The organism is Methanosarcina sp. WWM596 (assembly GCF_000969965.1).
GTDB lineage: Archaea > Halobacteriota > Methanosarcinia > Methanosarcinales > Methanosarcinaceae > Methanosarcina.
In genome coordinates this window covers 2,669,480-2,684,481 of the sequence record NZ_CP009503.1, presented here as the reverse complement: position 1 = coordinate 2,684,481, position 15,002 = coordinate 2,669,480, and the positions used below count along the sequence as shown (strand labels likewise).

General features: G+C 37.2%; 20 protein-coding genes and 1 tRNA gene. 5 read left to right on the top strand and 16 right to left on the bottom strand.

The window, feature by feature from the left end; genetic code table 11:
- The first annotated feature begins 144 nt into the window (after positions 1-144).
- Complete coding sequence (locus tag MSWHS_RS11795; RefSeq protein WP_048159114.1) at positions 145-960, top strand: hypothetical protein; 816 nt, start codon at positions 145-147, stop codon at positions 958-960.
- A gap of 194 nt (positions 961-1,154) precedes the next feature.
- Here the strand turns inward: MSWHS_RS11795 and MSWHS_RS18560 are convergent, their stop codons facing one another.
- The 13 genes from MSWHS_RS18560 to MSWHS_RS11725 form a co-directional block, all read right to left on the bottom strand.
- Entirely contained in the window at positions 1,155-1,901 is a 747-nt protein-coding gene (locus MSWHS_RS18560; protein WP_231585410.1) for a HEAT repeat domain-containing protein, read from the bottom strand.
- 226 nt (positions 1,902-2,127) lie between these two features.
- Entirely contained in the window at positions 2,128-2,559 is a 432-nt protein-coding gene (locus MSWHS_RS11785) for a TIR domain-containing protein (protein WP_048159113.1), read from the bottom strand.
- 2 nt (positions 2,560-2,561) lie between these two features.
- Positions 2,562-3,806 carry a hypothetical protein gene (locus tag MSWHS_RS11780; RefSeq protein WP_048159112.1) on the bottom strand — a complete coding sequence of 415 codons (1,245 nt, stop codon included), beginning with the start codon at positions 3,804-3,806 and terminating at the stop codon, positions 2,562-2,564.
- A gap of 214 nt (positions 3,807-4,020) precedes the next feature.
- The gene (locus tag MSWHS_RS11775) at positions 4,021-4,329 is read right to left on the bottom strand and encodes a hypothetical protein (protein WP_048159111.1); all 309 of its coding nucleotides are present in this window, start codon (positions 4,327-4,329) and stop codon (positions 4,021-4,023) included.
- Positions 4,330-4,347: 18 nt separating this feature from the next.
- The gene (locus MSWHS_RS11770; RefSeq protein WP_048159110.1) at positions 4,348-5,685 is read right to left on the bottom strand and encodes a hypothetical protein; all 1,338 of its coding nucleotides are present in this window, start codon (positions 5,683-5,685) and stop codon (positions 4,348-4,350) included.
- 64 nt (positions 5,686-5,749) lie between these two features.
- Entirely contained in the window at positions 5,750-6,181 is a 432-nt protein-coding gene (locus MSWHS_RS11765; protein ID WP_048159109.1) for a DUF6011 domain-containing protein, read from the bottom strand.
- Positions 6,178-6,663, bottom strand: a complete 486-nt coding sequence (locus MSWHS_RS11760; protein WP_048159108.1) for a hypothetical protein — start codon at positions 6,661-6,663, stop codon at positions 6,178-6,180. Before MSWHS_RS11760 ends, MSWHS_RS11765 begins: the two co-directional genes overlap by 4 nt.
- Positions 6,664-7,020: 357 nt before the next feature.
- Positions 7,021-7,404, bottom strand: a complete 384-nt coding sequence (locus tag MSWHS_RS11750) for a hypothetical protein (protein ID WP_048159106.1) — start codon at positions 7,402-7,404, stop codon at positions 7,021-7,023.
- On the bottom strand, positions 7,405-7,818 hold the full coding sequence (locus MSWHS_RS11745; protein WP_156151227.1) for a hypothetical protein: 414 nt from the start codon (positions 7,816-7,818) through the stop codon (positions 7,405-7,407). It lies immediately after the preceding gene.
- Positions 7,819-7,915: 97 nt separating this feature from the next.
- A complete protein-coding gene (locus MSWHS_RS11740) occupies positions 7,916-8,101 on the bottom strand; it encodes a hypothetical protein (protein WP_048159104.1) in 186 nt (61 codons plus the stop codon).
- A gap of 159 nt (positions 8,102-8,260) precedes the next feature.
- The gene (locus tag MSWHS_RS11735; RefSeq protein ID WP_156151226.1) at positions 8,261-8,656 is read right to left on the bottom strand and encodes a hypothetical protein; all 396 of its coding nucleotides are present in this window, start codon (positions 8,654-8,656) and stop codon (positions 8,261-8,263) included.
- Between the two features lie 129 nt (positions 8,657-8,785).
- Positions 8,786-8,980 carry a hypothetical protein gene (locus MSWHS_RS11730; RefSeq protein ID WP_048159102.1) on the bottom strand — a complete coding sequence of 65 codons (195 nt, stop codon included), beginning with the start codon at positions 8,978-8,980 and terminating at the stop codon, positions 8,786-8,788.
- Positions 8,977-9,303: a hypothetical protein gene (locus MSWHS_RS11725; RefSeq protein WP_048159101.1), complete on the bottom strand. Its 327-nt coding sequence runs from the start codon at positions 9,301-9,303 to the stop codon at positions 8,977-8,979. Before MSWHS_RS11725 ends, MSWHS_RS11730 begins: the two co-directional genes overlap by 4 nt.
- A gap of 274 nt (positions 9,304-9,577) precedes the next feature.
- Between MSWHS_RS11725 and MSWHS_RS11720 the strand changes: the two genes are divergently transcribed.
- The 4 genes from MSWHS_RS11720 to MSWHS_RS11705 all read left to right on the top strand — a co-directional run bounded on the left by MSWHS_RS11720 (position 9,578) and on the right by MSWHS_RS11705 (position 13,589).
- On the top strand, positions 9,578-9,895 hold the full coding sequence (locus MSWHS_RS11720; protein ID WP_048159100.1) for a hypothetical protein: 318 nt from the start codon (positions 9,578-9,580) through the stop codon (positions 9,893-9,895).
- Between the two features lie 141 nt (positions 9,896-10,036).
- Positions 10,037-11,098, top strand: a complete 1,062-nt coding sequence (locus MSWHS_RS11715; protein ID WP_048159099.1) for a hypothetical protein — start codon at positions 10,037-10,039, stop codon at positions 11,096-11,098.
- Positions 11,099-11,307: 209 nt separating this feature from the next.
- On the top strand, positions 11,308-13,059 hold the full coding sequence (locus MSWHS_RS11710; protein ID WP_052722708.1) for a site-specific DNA-methyltransferase: 1,752 nt from the start codon (positions 11,308-11,310) through the stop codon (positions 13,057-13,059).
- A gap of 152 nt (positions 13,060-13,211) precedes the next feature.
- Positions 13,212-13,589 (top strand): hypothetical protein, encoded by a 378-nt coding sequence (locus tag MSWHS_RS11705; protein WP_048159098.1) that lies wholly within the window; start codon positions 13,212-13,214, stop codon positions 13,587-13,589.
- A 124-nt stretch (positions 13,590-13,713) separates the two neighbouring features.
- Here the strand turns inward: MSWHS_RS11705 and MSWHS_RS11700 are convergent.
- The 3 genes from MSWHS_RS11700 to MSWHS_RS11690 form a co-directional block, all read right to left on the bottom strand.
- Positions 13,714-13,785 (bottom strand) — tRNA-Thr (locus MSWHS_RS11700).
- A 200-nt stretch (positions 13,786-13,985) separates the two neighbouring features.
- The gene (locus MSWHS_RS11695) at positions 13,986-14,459 is read right to left on the bottom strand and encodes a chorismate pyruvate-lyase family protein (protein WP_369798987.1); all 474 of its coding nucleotides are present in this window, start codon (positions 14,457-14,459) and stop codon (positions 13,986-13,988) included.
- A 107-nt stretch (positions 14,460-14,566) separates the two neighbouring features.
- The gene (locus tag MSWHS_RS11690) at positions 14,567-14,881 is read right to left on the bottom strand and encodes a DUF5611 family protein (RefSeq protein ID WP_048129780.1); all 315 of its coding nucleotides are present in this window, start codon (positions 14,879-14,881) and stop codon (positions 14,567-14,569) included.
- Between the last annotated feature and the right edge of the window lie 121 nt (positions 14,882-15,002).

Here is a 15,002-nt window from a genome sequence, read left to right as displayed (position 1 = left end):
ATCAAATCATGAAAAATGCACAGGTTTTCCTATAAAACCTGTGCATTATAAATTCGCATTACTATATCCCTTTTCCTCATTACAAAAAAATAGTATTTTTGATACATTTTTGTAATATTGAATTGTTTTACATTTGGTGTTTTTATGTATCAAAAGTGTTTTGATATTAAATCTCCTGATGATGAATCGATAAAAGTTTGGCGATTTATGGATTTTGCTCAATTTATGTCAATGTTGAAGGAACGTGCTCTATTTTTTGCGCGATCTGATAAAATGACTGATACTTGTGAGGGATTATTACCGGATGGATGCCTTGAGAGATTACGTATAGCTTCTCTTGTTATAGCTGATGAACTTGGGAATGGGACTTTAGCTGATAAAGCGATGTTTAATATGTTCGATAGTTTTAAAAAGGATAAAGAAAAATTTTTTATAAATTGTTGGTATGCTAATGAATTTGAAACATTTGCGATTTGGGATATGCACTTGAAAGGTGAAAGGGGAGTATGTATTCGATCCACTTTTAAGAAGTTAACTGAATGCTTTTCGAATGTTGAATATGACGTTCATATTGGAAAAGTCAAATATGTTGATTTTAGACATTTTGATCACATTCTTCGTCCAAATAATGCTCTTGTTAGGCATTTTTACAAACGACAAGGTTATAATTATGAGTATGAAATTAGAGCAGTTATAGAATGTACGAATATCAGTAGTAGTGGATTTAATGTAGGTATTTCTCTTGAAAATCTGATTGAAGATATATTAGTATATCCTAATGCATCTGATTGGTTTGTTAATTTGGTGCAATCTGCGTCAGACGAATATGGTTTATGTGTAAAGGTAAAGCCTTCAGAGTTATCAGATAATTTAGTAAGTACATCGAATAATCCCTTGGGTTTATGGGCTCACAAAGGTTTTGGTTTGCAGTTTAATATATCAAAACAGGATAAGCCCTAAGAAGCTTTTAAACCATACTTAATTTTTCGCGATACTAGTATTGCGATTCCCAAGTATGTACACAAAAACTGACTTTTGACCTGTTTCTTGACCCTGAATTTTTCAATAAACAAGGAATTTATTTTGAAATTGAAGCACTAGGTAGCGAAGGTTACTGATTTGAAAAGATAAGTAGTTGTTAAAACTTCTGTGCATTATTTTGTATTTTTATTTAATCTCCCTAATCTCTCAAGAGCTTCTTCTGAATACTTTCTTATATATGTATTTGTATCAGGATCATTAAATATTCGAAAAAGAGGATCAACTACTCTTGAGTCTCCACTCTGACAGAGAGCAAATATTGCAGACTCTTTGACATTTACCTCAGGATCATCTAACATTTGAATAAGCAGCCCAACTGCTCTTGGATCTTTACTCTGACCGAGAGCAGATACTGCAGTTTCTCTAACATTTGAACTAGAATCGTATAGCATTTGAGTAAGCGGATCAAATGCTCTTGGATCTTTTCTCTGACCGAGAGCAGATACTGCAGCCTCTCTAACATTTTCATTATCATCATTTAACATTTGAATTAGTGGATCAAATGCTCTTGGATCTTGAATGCAATCTTCAATCATAGTAAATTTTTCATCATTAGTTATTAAGCCTGCCACGTTAGTTAATATATGAAAAGAAGAGTTCATAATTACAACTAAGGATATGAGTAGTGAAACTAAAGAACCAAATAATAAAATTTTAATTTTTAATTCTAGAGGGTTATAAAAACTTAAAATCAAAAGTATTAATCCATTAAAATACATAATGACAACAATATTACAAGATACATTTTTAAATGGTGGTTTTAACACATCTGCAGCTAAACTAATATTCTTTTTGTTATGCTGTAGACTTAACGCAAAAATTGCAACAAACACAGCATATATTGCGGCTACAGATTGCATTACTGTTGAAGGAATCCAAAAGTAATTCTGTAGATCCGAATTCTCACAATTCGCATTTTTATTGCCTAAAAAAACGATACAAGTCAGTAAGATAATTAAAATTATAAACTTTATTTTGAACTTATCTAACTTGTATTTCCCCATAAATTTCCTAGTACATAACAATTTTTTAAATTATTTTAATTACAAAAATTGAATTAAGTGTGGTACATGAAAAAATGATGGATCACTCCTTGCAGTTAAATAGGGCTTTTATAACTGCATCCTGCGTAAAGCTCATAGCCCAACTTGCATTGGAATTCAAAATTGCAAGTGGCGACTCATAACTTTTATCAATCTTCACTGCAACTAAACCTTTTTCTAATTCTTTTGCTTTGTTAATTTCCCAATTGATCCAATTTATATCACCAATCAATACTGAGTCCTGATGGCGTTTATTTGCTTCTCTGCCTATTATTACAAGAACGCATGTGGCTTCGTTTATTTTTGCTGTAAGTCCTGCTTTAATTCTGCTGACGTTATCACTGTTAATTTCATGAGCAGTTTTATCGGAAAAATTAAACTCAAAATTTGAGTTTGCATCCCAAGCTTCTAGTAAAAACTTATAGTGCTTGTCATTTTCATAGTCAAAACTAACAAAAACTTTCTTCTTAGCCATTATTAACCCTCTTTTATGGAAATGTTATATTCTTCAAAAACATCATCAATAGTTAATAACTTATTAACTTTTTCTTTTATTTCAGAAGGGTCACTATATTCAGAACAACTGTTAGGAAGTTTATATATTATCTCCAGTTTATAATCAGTTATTGAAATATCAAAATCTGTAGAAGGATATTTGTTTTTGCTGCTATCTTGTCCATAAAATTCCCGTTTCCATTCTTGGAGATTGTCGCACAATATAAGCAAATAAGCAACAGGATGATCTTTAGCGTGAAGAGGCTCTAAGTCAAAAGATTTTATCAAATGACCAAAATAGTTATGTAAAAAAATCGCACTTGCTGCATCAACTATTGGGTAATAAAAATATGCAGGATTCCATTTTGTACTTTTCACTAAGTAATGATACCAACGTAGCATTATTACAGAACTGTACAGTCCATGATCTATGAAATTGTCCTCTTTCATAGCTTTCATAAAATAATTAATGTTATTATTCACTTCATTGAAATTGAGGCTGAAACTGGTAGTTATTGATTTGGAGAGCAGTCCAATTGCATCACTAGGAAATTCCTCTTTATAATTAGGATACTTTGTCATGAAATCTTTTTCATACTTAGGGTCTGGATTTATTGTTGGAAGTTTTATAAACTCTTCAAAATTACATAATTCCAAAGTTACTTTTAGATTATCTGTTTTTTCTTTAGGGTAGCTGCATATAAAATTAGCATAATTTTTTATTTGTTCTAAAGTAATTTCTAAAGGGTATGCGATATCGTGAAACAGAGATGCGAGTCCCCATCGATAAAAAAATTCCTCATTATTTGTATCATAAGGGTTAAGATACTTATTTTTACAAAGAGCATATTCTTCAAATGTTTTTTTATATTTTGAATTCTGCTGATAAATCGCTATACCAATTAAAAAGACAAAGGCACTATGAACATAATGATCCCTCTGTTTAGAGGTCAATCTTCCTGCTAGTTTTTCGAAATTTTTCATTTTTTCTATAAGTATTAAGAATGGATTTTCTTTTTCGGATGTACCTATCCAATAAGCCTTAAAAAAACTTTCATATACTTTATAAGCAGAATCTACATCTGCTGATTTTAAAAAATCACGCACTGCTGTAATAATTTCTTGTTTGTATTCTTTGTTGTTATTGAGATCTTCGTAAATTTCTAAATCATTAAAAAAAAAACAAACATATTGCTCAAAGGAAGTTTTTCTTTGTTCTGATGTCATGCTACCTCTATAAAAATAAAAAAATCTGTTCAGATATTCGTCTTCTCTAAGCTAAATTTCATATCAATGTTACTTTTCTAGATTGACTCTGTACCTTTTTTCCTCACTAAAAAACGTTTTTTCTGGCTGCTTTTATTGTTACCCACCTGAAAAACCTTAGATTTATTGAATACGTATATTTAAAGGACTCTAAACAAAAAATAGGTGTAGGTTTTTACATGGATTCTGATTCATCAGACTCTTTAGATTCTTCTTCAAAATCTTCTTCAGGATCATACAGATATTCTAATTCTGCTGATTTATCAGAAGGGATTAAAATGACAGTATATTTTTTAAACGGAGTTTCACTTTTTGGTGGGACGATATCAAATTCACAACCGAAAGGAAATTCTTTGATTCCTTCGTAAAGGAAGCATTTAGCTATTTCTGCAATTATGCCTGAAGGGATTTTATGATTATGTTTACCGTATGAAATTTTCCAGATATCCCCATATTCTATTTTTAGATTAACTGTTTCTTCCATGGTTACACCTAGATAATATTAACATTGATAACTTAAATCTGTAGCTCTTCTAAAGCCCGTCAAAGGCTTTTCTTTTTCTTTCGGCTTATCTTTCAGCTCAGAGTCTGATCCCTTGCAAGTTCGCAAGAAAGTCCCCGCAAAAAAGGCTTTAGCTTTATCATTGTTTTTCTGGAAAAGCCTTTTACCTTCTTTTCCTACTACACTCACCCGAGCCCAGAATCCTTTTGTTTCATGCTTTTCTGGACTCTGTTTTATATCCCTACTTGCAGACCAGAACTGAATATTGAAGGCCCAATATAGAGCCCCAGAACGGGGAGACATGGATTTTTCAAGATAATCAGAGAGAAAGCCGGCTGGAGCTTGGCCACCCGCTTCTTTTGGAGGTTTACGCGCCCAGGTCCAGCCCTCTTTTGTCTGGGTAATGGCGCAAATGTTCATCACCGGGCCACCCCCGTAGCTTACCCATATCTTTTTAAGAAGCTTTATAGGCATTATCCAGTTAATACCAAAAATTACAAGATGGAAGTGCAGCCTTCCGTTTTTCTGGAATTCGTTTACTTTGATGTAGGTTAGGCCCCTGGCAAGTTTAGAGTTAAGAAGATCACGTAATTTACCCCAAGCTTCACGCATTTGATTGTTAACTGTTACGAGGTCGCCAGCGCGAGAAGGAGCAGTAAGGGTAAGAAAAACACCTTTTAGATGTCTATGGTTTACAAAATCCCAGGTATCCCAATAGGCTTTTTTGTTTGCTGCCTGGCGTTCCACACTTGTGAATCGGGTTTTATAGGGTAAATGGACTTTACTTGAAAAAATAGGGTTACCGTCCATGCTATGAACCATTTCAATATTTTCAGTATTGATCCTTGAAATGTATTCACTGAAGCCCTGTATAACTTCAAAATAAATATTATTGGTATAGATGAATTCTTTTGTTTCACGGTCCATGTAACCGAAACCGTTACATCGGCTGAGTTTATGAAGGGCTTTCCAGCGTTCAGGGTTAATATTTTTAAGGTCTTTCAAATTTTCTGAGTGTTTATAATTTTTTTCGGATTTATTACAGTGTCGCCCGCGGTCGAGTTCGGTCTTCTCGGAAACTTGCTTATCTTGGATCAAGGTAAGTGGGTTTAGAGGATTAGCCCGAACCCAAAGAATAGAATCTTCCCTACCCACCAAAAAATGGAGCTTACCCGCTTGCGTTGTTAAGAAATCATAGATTCTTTTATAAATTCTTTTTAAAGATTCTTTAGGATTATACTTCTCTTTAAGATATTTAGCTAATTGGCTAACGCTATAGGGTTGCTCGCTAGTCATTCCATAAAAATCTGATATTTGCCTCTGAGTGAGCCCTGGCATAATCTCCCCCCGTAGTATACTGGTATAGTTCGGTCCCAAAAAAATTGAAAAAAAATAAGGAGAGTTATACCCGCAGAGCCTCAGCTATCGAGATCTGACGGTAATGCTTACAAAGATCTCCGCAGCCGTTCCGCGTGAGTTTGTGCAGGGCAATATCTATCCCGCAGCGAGGACAGGACAGATAGACCCACTGAGGACGCAGGAAGCCCCGCAGATTCAGCCCGTCTTCATGGTCGTAGCTGTGGATCTCTGCAGAGCCCAGAAGAGCCCCGCAGGAAGGGCAAGAATGAGAAGAAACGCGGACCCCGATAGATTCGTATACAGCATTGACAGTAAAAATATTTTCAATGCTTCGGGTTTTTATCGTGGGAGGGCGGGAGGGAAGAGCATGTTTTACCTTTTGCCAGCACTCCGGACCATATCCCCGGCTTTTGCTCTTGTGATCCCGGAGAGAACGCCCGCATCGAAGGCAGCGAGTATAAAGGGGAGGGTTCACAGGCCCACCCCCTGAACCCTGAGAGTTTCCATAGGGATAGAAAACCAGGTAACTGGCCCTTTCAGACTGAATCTTATCGGAATTTTCAAGGGCCTGATGTTTTCCAGCTGCCAAAAGAAACAAGGTCCAGATTCAAAGAACGAGGCTGGAGCAAAATGGTACTTTTCACAATAAGCAAATACCTCGTATGTTTTGATCTTGGTACAATTTACGAGGGTTGCAGTAGCTACCAGAGCCCCCCGAACATCTCCGGATACATAAGGACCCTGATAGAAAGAAGAGTCTGGACCAGCCCGTAATGTATCCAGAATTGAGTTTATACGATCATTGTTTTTTTGGTCAGGCTTACGCTTGCCTGCATAGATCCCGATTTTTTGACCTATGTACTTTTCAGGGGCTGGATAATTGCGGACCTCGAAGCACTTGTATTTTTTCCTGATTGCGTCAGCATATTCAGGCCAGATAATGAGACAAGGCAACATTATACCCGCCTCCCTGCGAGATTATGGAAATGGTGACGCGGACCAGTCCGGAGAGTTCCTGTACCTGTGGAATATACATCTCTGGAAAAAAATAAACGTCCAGATCTTTCACTTTTTGCATACTGTTTTTCATGGCGATGATTGCGCCAGATGTACCTGAAAGGCCTGTTCATGCGAACCAGCCCCCTTTTCTATAAACTCGGTGATAAAAAACCTCTATCTCGAAGTATAGATTATGAGGATGATTCTTGTTATAAACTCTAAATGCGGCTTTTACCTGGGTTTTTTCATCTTCAGAAAGAGCCTGATAGCTGTGAGGGAGAAGGCCAGATCTTTTACCTTTTCTAGCTCGTGACTTCATGCTATCGCCGCCTGAATTGCCGATTTCCAGCAGACGCTTTTTATTCCGGTAAAATCTGGAAGGTCAAGAGCCGAAGCAGGGACCCTGAAGTATAAGAAAGGAGTTCCGTCTTTATGGACCACTAGGATGTATTCACCTTGATTTTCTATGAGGGTCTGGTGCTGTTCGGCTGAAAAAACGAAACGTCCGGATCTGGTCCCGGTCCCATGACTTTGGTCTGTCACATGAGCTTGGCAGGACTTGATTTCTACGGGCTGCCCGTTTATATGGAGGTCAATTATTCCCCTGTAGTCATATTGAGCACCAGGATAAAGGGTTCTGATAATTTCCTCTATCTGGCAACCATTACGAGAGGCAAGAGCGTTTGATTCGTAAGCCACTTAGACCGCCCCCTCGTCCAAGGAATCAGAGAAATATTTAGCCGCGATTTTTTCATAAGATTCTTGTTTCTTAGTTTCCCACCATACAGCCACAAAAGCGGAAGAATTCGTATTATATGTCTGTATGATATTTCCGGCTTCATCAAGGACATGGAGTTTTGAACCGTCTTCGACTACCCTATCATAATAGATAGGTTCCAGTGGGTCACATCTCCAATCAAGAGCTATGGATGCAGGGCGAGCTCTGGATAGAAGTTCTTCTGGGTAGCATGTTACCGGGACCAGGACAACAGCTGGAAGATATTTTCCATTCTCATCATTTTTTATGCTGGCCTCAGTATGGACAATTTCCATATCTGCCGGATAAAAGGTGTTTGGACCCAGATTCAGGAAAATTGCCTTTTTCCGGCTCACTGCTCCACCCCCGAAAACAGGCTTATTATCCCGCACACTATAATGGCTCCAGCCAGACAGCAAATGTACACAGGAAAAATAACCATATCTAGAAGGCTCATATCCTCACCTCCGGAACCTGAGCCTTCAGAGTCTTTTGTTTCTTGGGTTTTGTAAGGGATAGTTTTAGTTCTGCATTATGGAGAGCTATGAATTCTCTACACCCTTGTTCTGATTCTTGGTACTTGCAATCTATGCAATATACAAAACGTCCTTCTGCTGTGCAGCCTATGACCTCTCTCATATCTGCACCTCCTCAAAAAGTAAATAGATTGAGAACATATAGTTCTCTGAGGGGTGAATCATCGGCTCTTTGCTTGGCGGCTGGTGCTCGATCTTCTCACTCCTCATCTCTGCTCACCTCCGGACTCGAGGCAAATTTTTCATTCTTTTCGGGTTTCACCTAACAGGCCTCCATGGGTTTGATTTTGGTCTCGAGTTCGAGGTTATCTGCGAGGTAGACAAAACCGTCTTTTCCGAGAATATCGTGCTGAACGCCGTTTGGGTGGAAGTTCCGGAGGCCGTCAATTTCTCCTTCTAAGTACATGCTGGTTAGGACTGCTCCGAGGATCATGCTGAGGACATTAGGACACCAGGAAACAATATCTACAACTTTGCGGGCAGTTCCCGGGCACTTTACTTCTTCGACTTTTTCTTTTACCCATTCGACAATAGCAGGATAGTCCTGAGAGCTTACTTCTATCCTGCCGTTAGGGGCATGATAACCAATGTCTGAAGGCAGTTTGTTTAAGTCGATGCGGACATATACGTTTACAGGTCTCGTTTCTTTCTGTTTCATTCTTGTATCACCAATTTTCATTTTTTATCTCTGAGTTCCTTTGTGGCATGGTGGTTGAGACGGCTGCCACAGGCCATCTGCTGGGATATTTTTTCCGCAGTCGTGACCAGCTTTCAACTGCACGGTGATTTATTCCGGGCCGCCTCCGCAGATCATCTTACAGAGGTTGGAGAACAGCCCGAGGGTTGCATGGTGCTTTGTGACCTCTTCACTTATCCCGGCAAACTGCTGGACAAGAGGATTTTTTCTGAGGTCTTCAAGACTGAGGTTTTCAGGAGTAAATCCTGGATAAGAAAAGGAATGTGTGGCAAGTTCTGCGCTCATGCCTTTACCTCCCACTGCTCTAGCTTCCATGTAAAAAACAGGGCAATTATACAGAACAATCCAGCCCAGGGAAGGCTAAAACCACCGATGCCATATGATAGGGTGAAGTGTTCTGTAATAACGAGAGAGGCCATTCCAGCGAATATTCCCGCAAAAAATACATATGCAGAAAAAACGTAGTCTTGCAGGGAGTGAATCATCGGCTCTTTGCTTGGCGGCTGGTGCTCGGTTTTCTCACTCCTGATAACCTCTTTTTTTTGCCACAAAGGCAGGCCATTTGAGGCAGGTTCAGGCGTTGATTCTATCGCTTTCTCTTCGGTCATGCGAGCACCTCAAGCGCAGCTTCTCTCGACTACAACTTTATCTTCCTGGTCAGCAAACTTGATGTAGTCACCAGGTCTCAACGCTAACCTCTCGCACAATTCTGGAGGCAATAGAATCTGCCAGTTTCTCCATACTTTTGATTTAGTCGGTTCCATTAACATCGTTCCTCTTATCTAATGTAGTAATTACTATATTGTATAGTAGGATCTATACTATACTATTTATACATTTCTGAGGAAACTTAAGAATAAAGTTTAACGACCGGAGATTGTAATGGCTGAAGTCGTAAAGAAAAAGGAGCAAATTAATGCAACTGTATCTCCTTGGATCAAAAAACGATGTTTAGAATTAGCTGAAACTCCTGAGTTTTCCAGTGTTTCTGATGTAGTTTCCCAAGCATTATCCGAGTTTTTCGGGAAATACGATTACATAAAAGCCAAAGAATCAAAGGAAAGAGAGGATAGAATTCCTGATTTGCTTGATGCTCTCATGAAAACTAAAGAAGGTCAGGAATGGCTTAAATGCATTTTTAAGACTGAAAAAAAACCAGAGAATAAAGAGGATAAGTCACGGAAGGTAATTTTAGACTAATTTTAAAAAATATCAACGTCTTGTTGCAAATTCTATAGTATTAGTGATGTAATTTGTTTAATTTTAGAGTTCAAACTTTTCGGTTATCTTTTACATTGTAAGAAAGGTTATTGAGTTATATTTATTATGGGGTTGACTTAAATGCTAGATGATACAGAAACAAATGCGACTAATGAAACAAATTTCCGAAGAACTGCTGCTGAACTAAATGCTCTAGCTTCTAAATTCTGGCCTCCTGAATTAACAGAATTAGCGGCAGAAGTAAGTGTAGTTCCTCTTTTATTAGAAACACAAGATCAATTTTTATCTATTCTAAACATAAGTGTTCCTGATATTGAGAACATATATAAAATCATAAACTTATCAACTCTCCGTCCTAACTTATTTCTCAAACATCTTTCAGTACTTGCAGATTTTGGTGGGGAAAAACTGATGCGGTTAAATAGAGAGTTTAAATCTTTATTTCCTGAAAACAAATTAAGATATTTTGTCAATGGGAATTTACATGAATACACTTTCAGTGAACTTCCCATAAAGAGTAATTTAAACAATGATAAGCTTGGAATCTCAAAAAGTAAAATTTTCGATAACTTCGAATTTGATAATCTTTTAAAAGATGTATCTATGATACTAATTTTTGGCAGCGAATGTGAAAATCCAGAAGTTTCGAATTTATGTTCAACATGTGAAATTGGGAACTATCTGGGAAGACCAGACGAACTAGAAAAATTTGTCAAACAAAGATATATAATTGTTAGTCGTATCACAAATGGCGCAAAAGCAAATGACTTGGGACAGATAGCACAGGATTTTGTTAAAACGTATATCAAAGAAAACTTACTTATTGAAAATAAAATTGTTGTAAAAAACGGTTCTCTACCCGGAGTTACTCAAACATCTGATGACAGAGACTCTAGTTTTGATGTAGTTGTTTCAAATGGTGTAAAATATGTCGGGATTGAAGTAAGTTTTCAAGTTACGACAAATAGTACTATCGAAAGAAAATCAGGTCAAGCACGTACACGTTATGATCAAGCAGAATCTAAAGGGCATAAAATAGCATATGTCATTGATGGTGCAGGTAATTTCCAAAGAAATAGTGCTTTGAGCACTATTTGTGAATACAGTCACTGCACAGTAGCTTTCTCTAGAGAAGAACTTCATGTTTTATGCAAATTTCTCATTGGTGTTTTCAAAAATTAAAATAAATTGAACATATCAAATAGCTAAAAAAATAATTTTAAATAGGACTTACGCACTTGAAGTACAAAATCAAGTACAACAGACATTGTTATCAAATGTGTGTTTTAGAGAGTTGAAAGTTCAAAGCATACTGATTTTTTAGTTCAACCGCGTAAGTCCTATTAAATTAAAAAATAAATACGTGATACTTTCTACCACGGTGTATGTATATGCATGTTTCTGAAGATTCAAAGCCCCTCAAAACTCAATACTATAAAGTCACTGATCCAAATGATCTCGTAAATAAAACCGCGAATTATAATGAAGTTTGTATCATTATACTACCGCCAGTAAAACTTGAAGAAAGACATAAACCAATAGCCAATATTAGAGATTTATTTATTGATATAGCGGAATCTTTAGGGCCTAACTCCGTACTGGTAACTGTTGGGGAAATTATTGACTTAGTTCATGTTCATGATGCGGTATCTAGCAACTTAAGGTATCAACATTGGATTAGTATAAAAAGAAGTGAAATTTTATTCGATGAGAATAGAGAACTATTACCTCACGAGCATTTTGGAGCTTTAATTCATACAAAATATAAATCTCCTTTGAAACATAACAAGACCAGAATTGCCTATAGTTATTGTCCTGTGTGCGATAAAACTACTAAAGATTATGGTGGTAAAAAACATACATATCACGAGGTAGGCACTTTAATTTCAGATATTTGGCGGGATATAAGCTGTGATTTGGAAAGTGACATCGAGCCAGTAGTATCTCGTTTTAGTGATCTATTGGGAACAAGCACACATAACGAAATGTTGTGTTTAGATTGCAGAAGTATAAATTTTAATCGAAATTCCATTTTTGAAAGTAAATGTGATTTTGATTCTAAGCTTGTTGAAAGTAAATTAGATGATTTTTTAGTCAATAGGATAATTCATGGAGATGTTCTTGAAAAATTAAGAGAAATTCCTGAAAACTCAATTGACTTCGTATTCGTTGATCCTCCATATAATCTTAACAAAAATTATCTCAATTACGACGATGATAAAGATATTGAGACATATTTTCAATGGTGTGACGAATGGTTATCTGAGCTTGCTAGAGTACTAAAACCTGGAAAGACTTTAGCATTACTAAATATTCCTTTATCATCAATTCGACATTTTCTATTTCTGGAATCAAAATTATTATTTCAGAACTGGATTGTATGGGATGCTTTATCATTTCCAGTTAGACTAATTATGCCTGCACATTATGCAATTCTATGTTTCACTAAAAAAGAATCTCAAGGATTGCCAGGTTTAATTGGGGAAACTGGAGACGAATATAAACTTTTTATTAATGATTATTACAATCCTCTGAAGCCATTAGCTGATGGTTTTTGTATACGCACCTCTTGCATTAAAAAAAGAAAAAAACTTAAAATAGACGATAGGGCTCCTTTAACAGACCTCTGGTGTGATATTTATCGACTAAAACATAATAGTTATAGAGTTGATCATCCATGCCAATTGCCACCAAGGTTAATGCATCGATTAATTTCGATTTTTACTAAGCCAAATGAAATTGTATTAGATTGTTTTGATGGAGCAGGAACAACAACTTTAGCGGCTCACCAATTAGGAAGAAGATACATAGGTATTGAGAACTCTAAAGAATATTATAATCTAATCTTGAAGAGACATGAAGAAATATCAAAAGGTATTGATCCTTTCAGAAAAGAAAAAAGAAGTTTAACTTCAAAGAATAGCCCTGTTCCTAGGATGGGTGGAATCAAATATAAAGTCCCTAAAAAAGAATTGCAACTAGAAGTAAAAAGGGTAAAAGAGAAAATAGGTCACATTCCAGATAGAAATGAATTAGTCAAGTGGGGAAACTATCCAATAGAATATTATGACGAATACTTTGCTAGTTGGGGAGAAGTATGTGCTGCTGCCAGAACTACTGGAATGACAGAAGAAAGACAATAACATGACCAGTTCCAAAACTTAATACCTTTCGTCTTCTTTTTATATTTTATATCTGGGCTCATCTTAAATTTACATTTATTACTTTCACCCTGCTTAACTATTTTTTATATAATTGAGGATGTTTTACTTTTTCACTTATATGGGGTTAAAAAATGTTTATAAAAGCACATTGTTCAGTTTGTGGTACTGATGTTTACCATAATATAAGGTTGCATGCTCTGGAACATTTGAATTTTGAAGGGGAAGGACAGGCCTGCAGGTATGCAGTTGAAAGTATTGAAGTAGCTGATACTCTTACAGAAGAAGAGCTTGTCCGCAATGTTTTGCAGGGGCTCGCGAGAATCATTCATGACGGGATTGAGGTGAAAGTTCTTGCCGGAATCCTGAAGGAAAATTATGGGATTACAGGGATCTGCTGTAGGGAACTTATTGAGAGGATTCAGCTTGAACTTGATATGTATTGTCCGGATAGGAAGAGACTTTACTTTGTGGACCCTGAAGAACCTGGGGAAAAAGAGAGCTTTTTTTAAAAAAGCATTTTTACTTTTTTGAAAAGAGAATTGTAAAAGAAATAATAAATTTTTTTGGAAAAAAGAGTATGTTTTTATCAATTAATGCCTTACTTGATTGTAAGGCATTGTACTGATAGACTTAAGCCTCGGGCGGGATTTGAACCCGCGACCTCGTCCTTACCAAGGACGCGCTATACCCCTAAGCCACCAAGGCATTGTTGCTGTAAGAGCATCTCCAAAATATCACACCAGAGATATAAAGGTTTCGACTGAACCGGCTGCAGACCGGGTAAAATCCTGATACATACTAAAAACATAGAGATTTGTCATTAAAAATGTGGAGAACTGGCAGAGGAAGTTGCCGGTTTCTTTAAGATTTATTTTTTGAGATTTCAGGCTGGGAGTTAAGGTCTATTAGAGATTCCAGCGCTCATCGATGGGGAAGCGTTCATTGATCCACATCAGGACGTTGTTGTCGTGCACAATTTTATAGGAGCGGGAAAGGACCGGAATGCCATCGAAGGTGGTTTCTCCTTTCAGGACTTTGAGTTCTCCCATGTCGCGCCTGGTTTCGAGATTGTGGTTGCGCAGGATCCTGCCTATTGGGATGTCTGCTCGCATTAACTGTTCCTTCATGGTTGCGGGCATGCGCTCCAGAGGAGAGAGTGACCTTGCCCGGACAAATACGGAATCCCCTGCATAGAGCAGGACTGTCCTGTTATTAACCTCGCTGCCTTCTTCCACACCAAGAAGATCAGCCATTTCCTTATCGGCTTTGATTATGTACTGAGACTCAGTTTTTACATTTACCGGTTTTCGGGTCATGATCTCGAGGAGAAAGGTTACGGACCCATCGGTCCCACAGCAGACCCGGAGGCAGGTGGGAATTTCGAGGCATTTCAGTTTTTCAAGGAAATCTACTTCCAGAGCGATACCTCCAGGTAAGGACCATTGAATGTTTTGATAATGTGAAATAAAAATGAGAGGTCAGGAGTTTATCCCTCTCCAACTTCTTTTTTAGCCTGCTTCAACCGCTCTTTTGCCGTGTAGCCGGTGGCCTTTAAGAGAAAATCCCGGAAGACCTTATTAGTCTGCAGGATCGTCCCATCATCTTTGACAGTGACATCGGAAACCGTGTCCACAAAAAGCATTTTATTTTCTATCCAGACCGTTATCTTTGACATTGCCCCATAGGAAGTTTCAATATGGTCCCCATTACGGGAGATTTCAGTAGGGAAGCATTCCTGCATTACCGAGTAGATTCTATCAATTTCAGGTTTAAAACCGCGCTTTAATTTATACCGCTGCATTGCTTATCCTCTTATAAGATATTTTCATCTCAGATAAAGTTTGCTTAGAATCAGTTTGCCTGAGGCGTCTCCCCTGATTCCGAAACAGTAGGACTGAAAACCACAGAATAGGTGCCTGTTT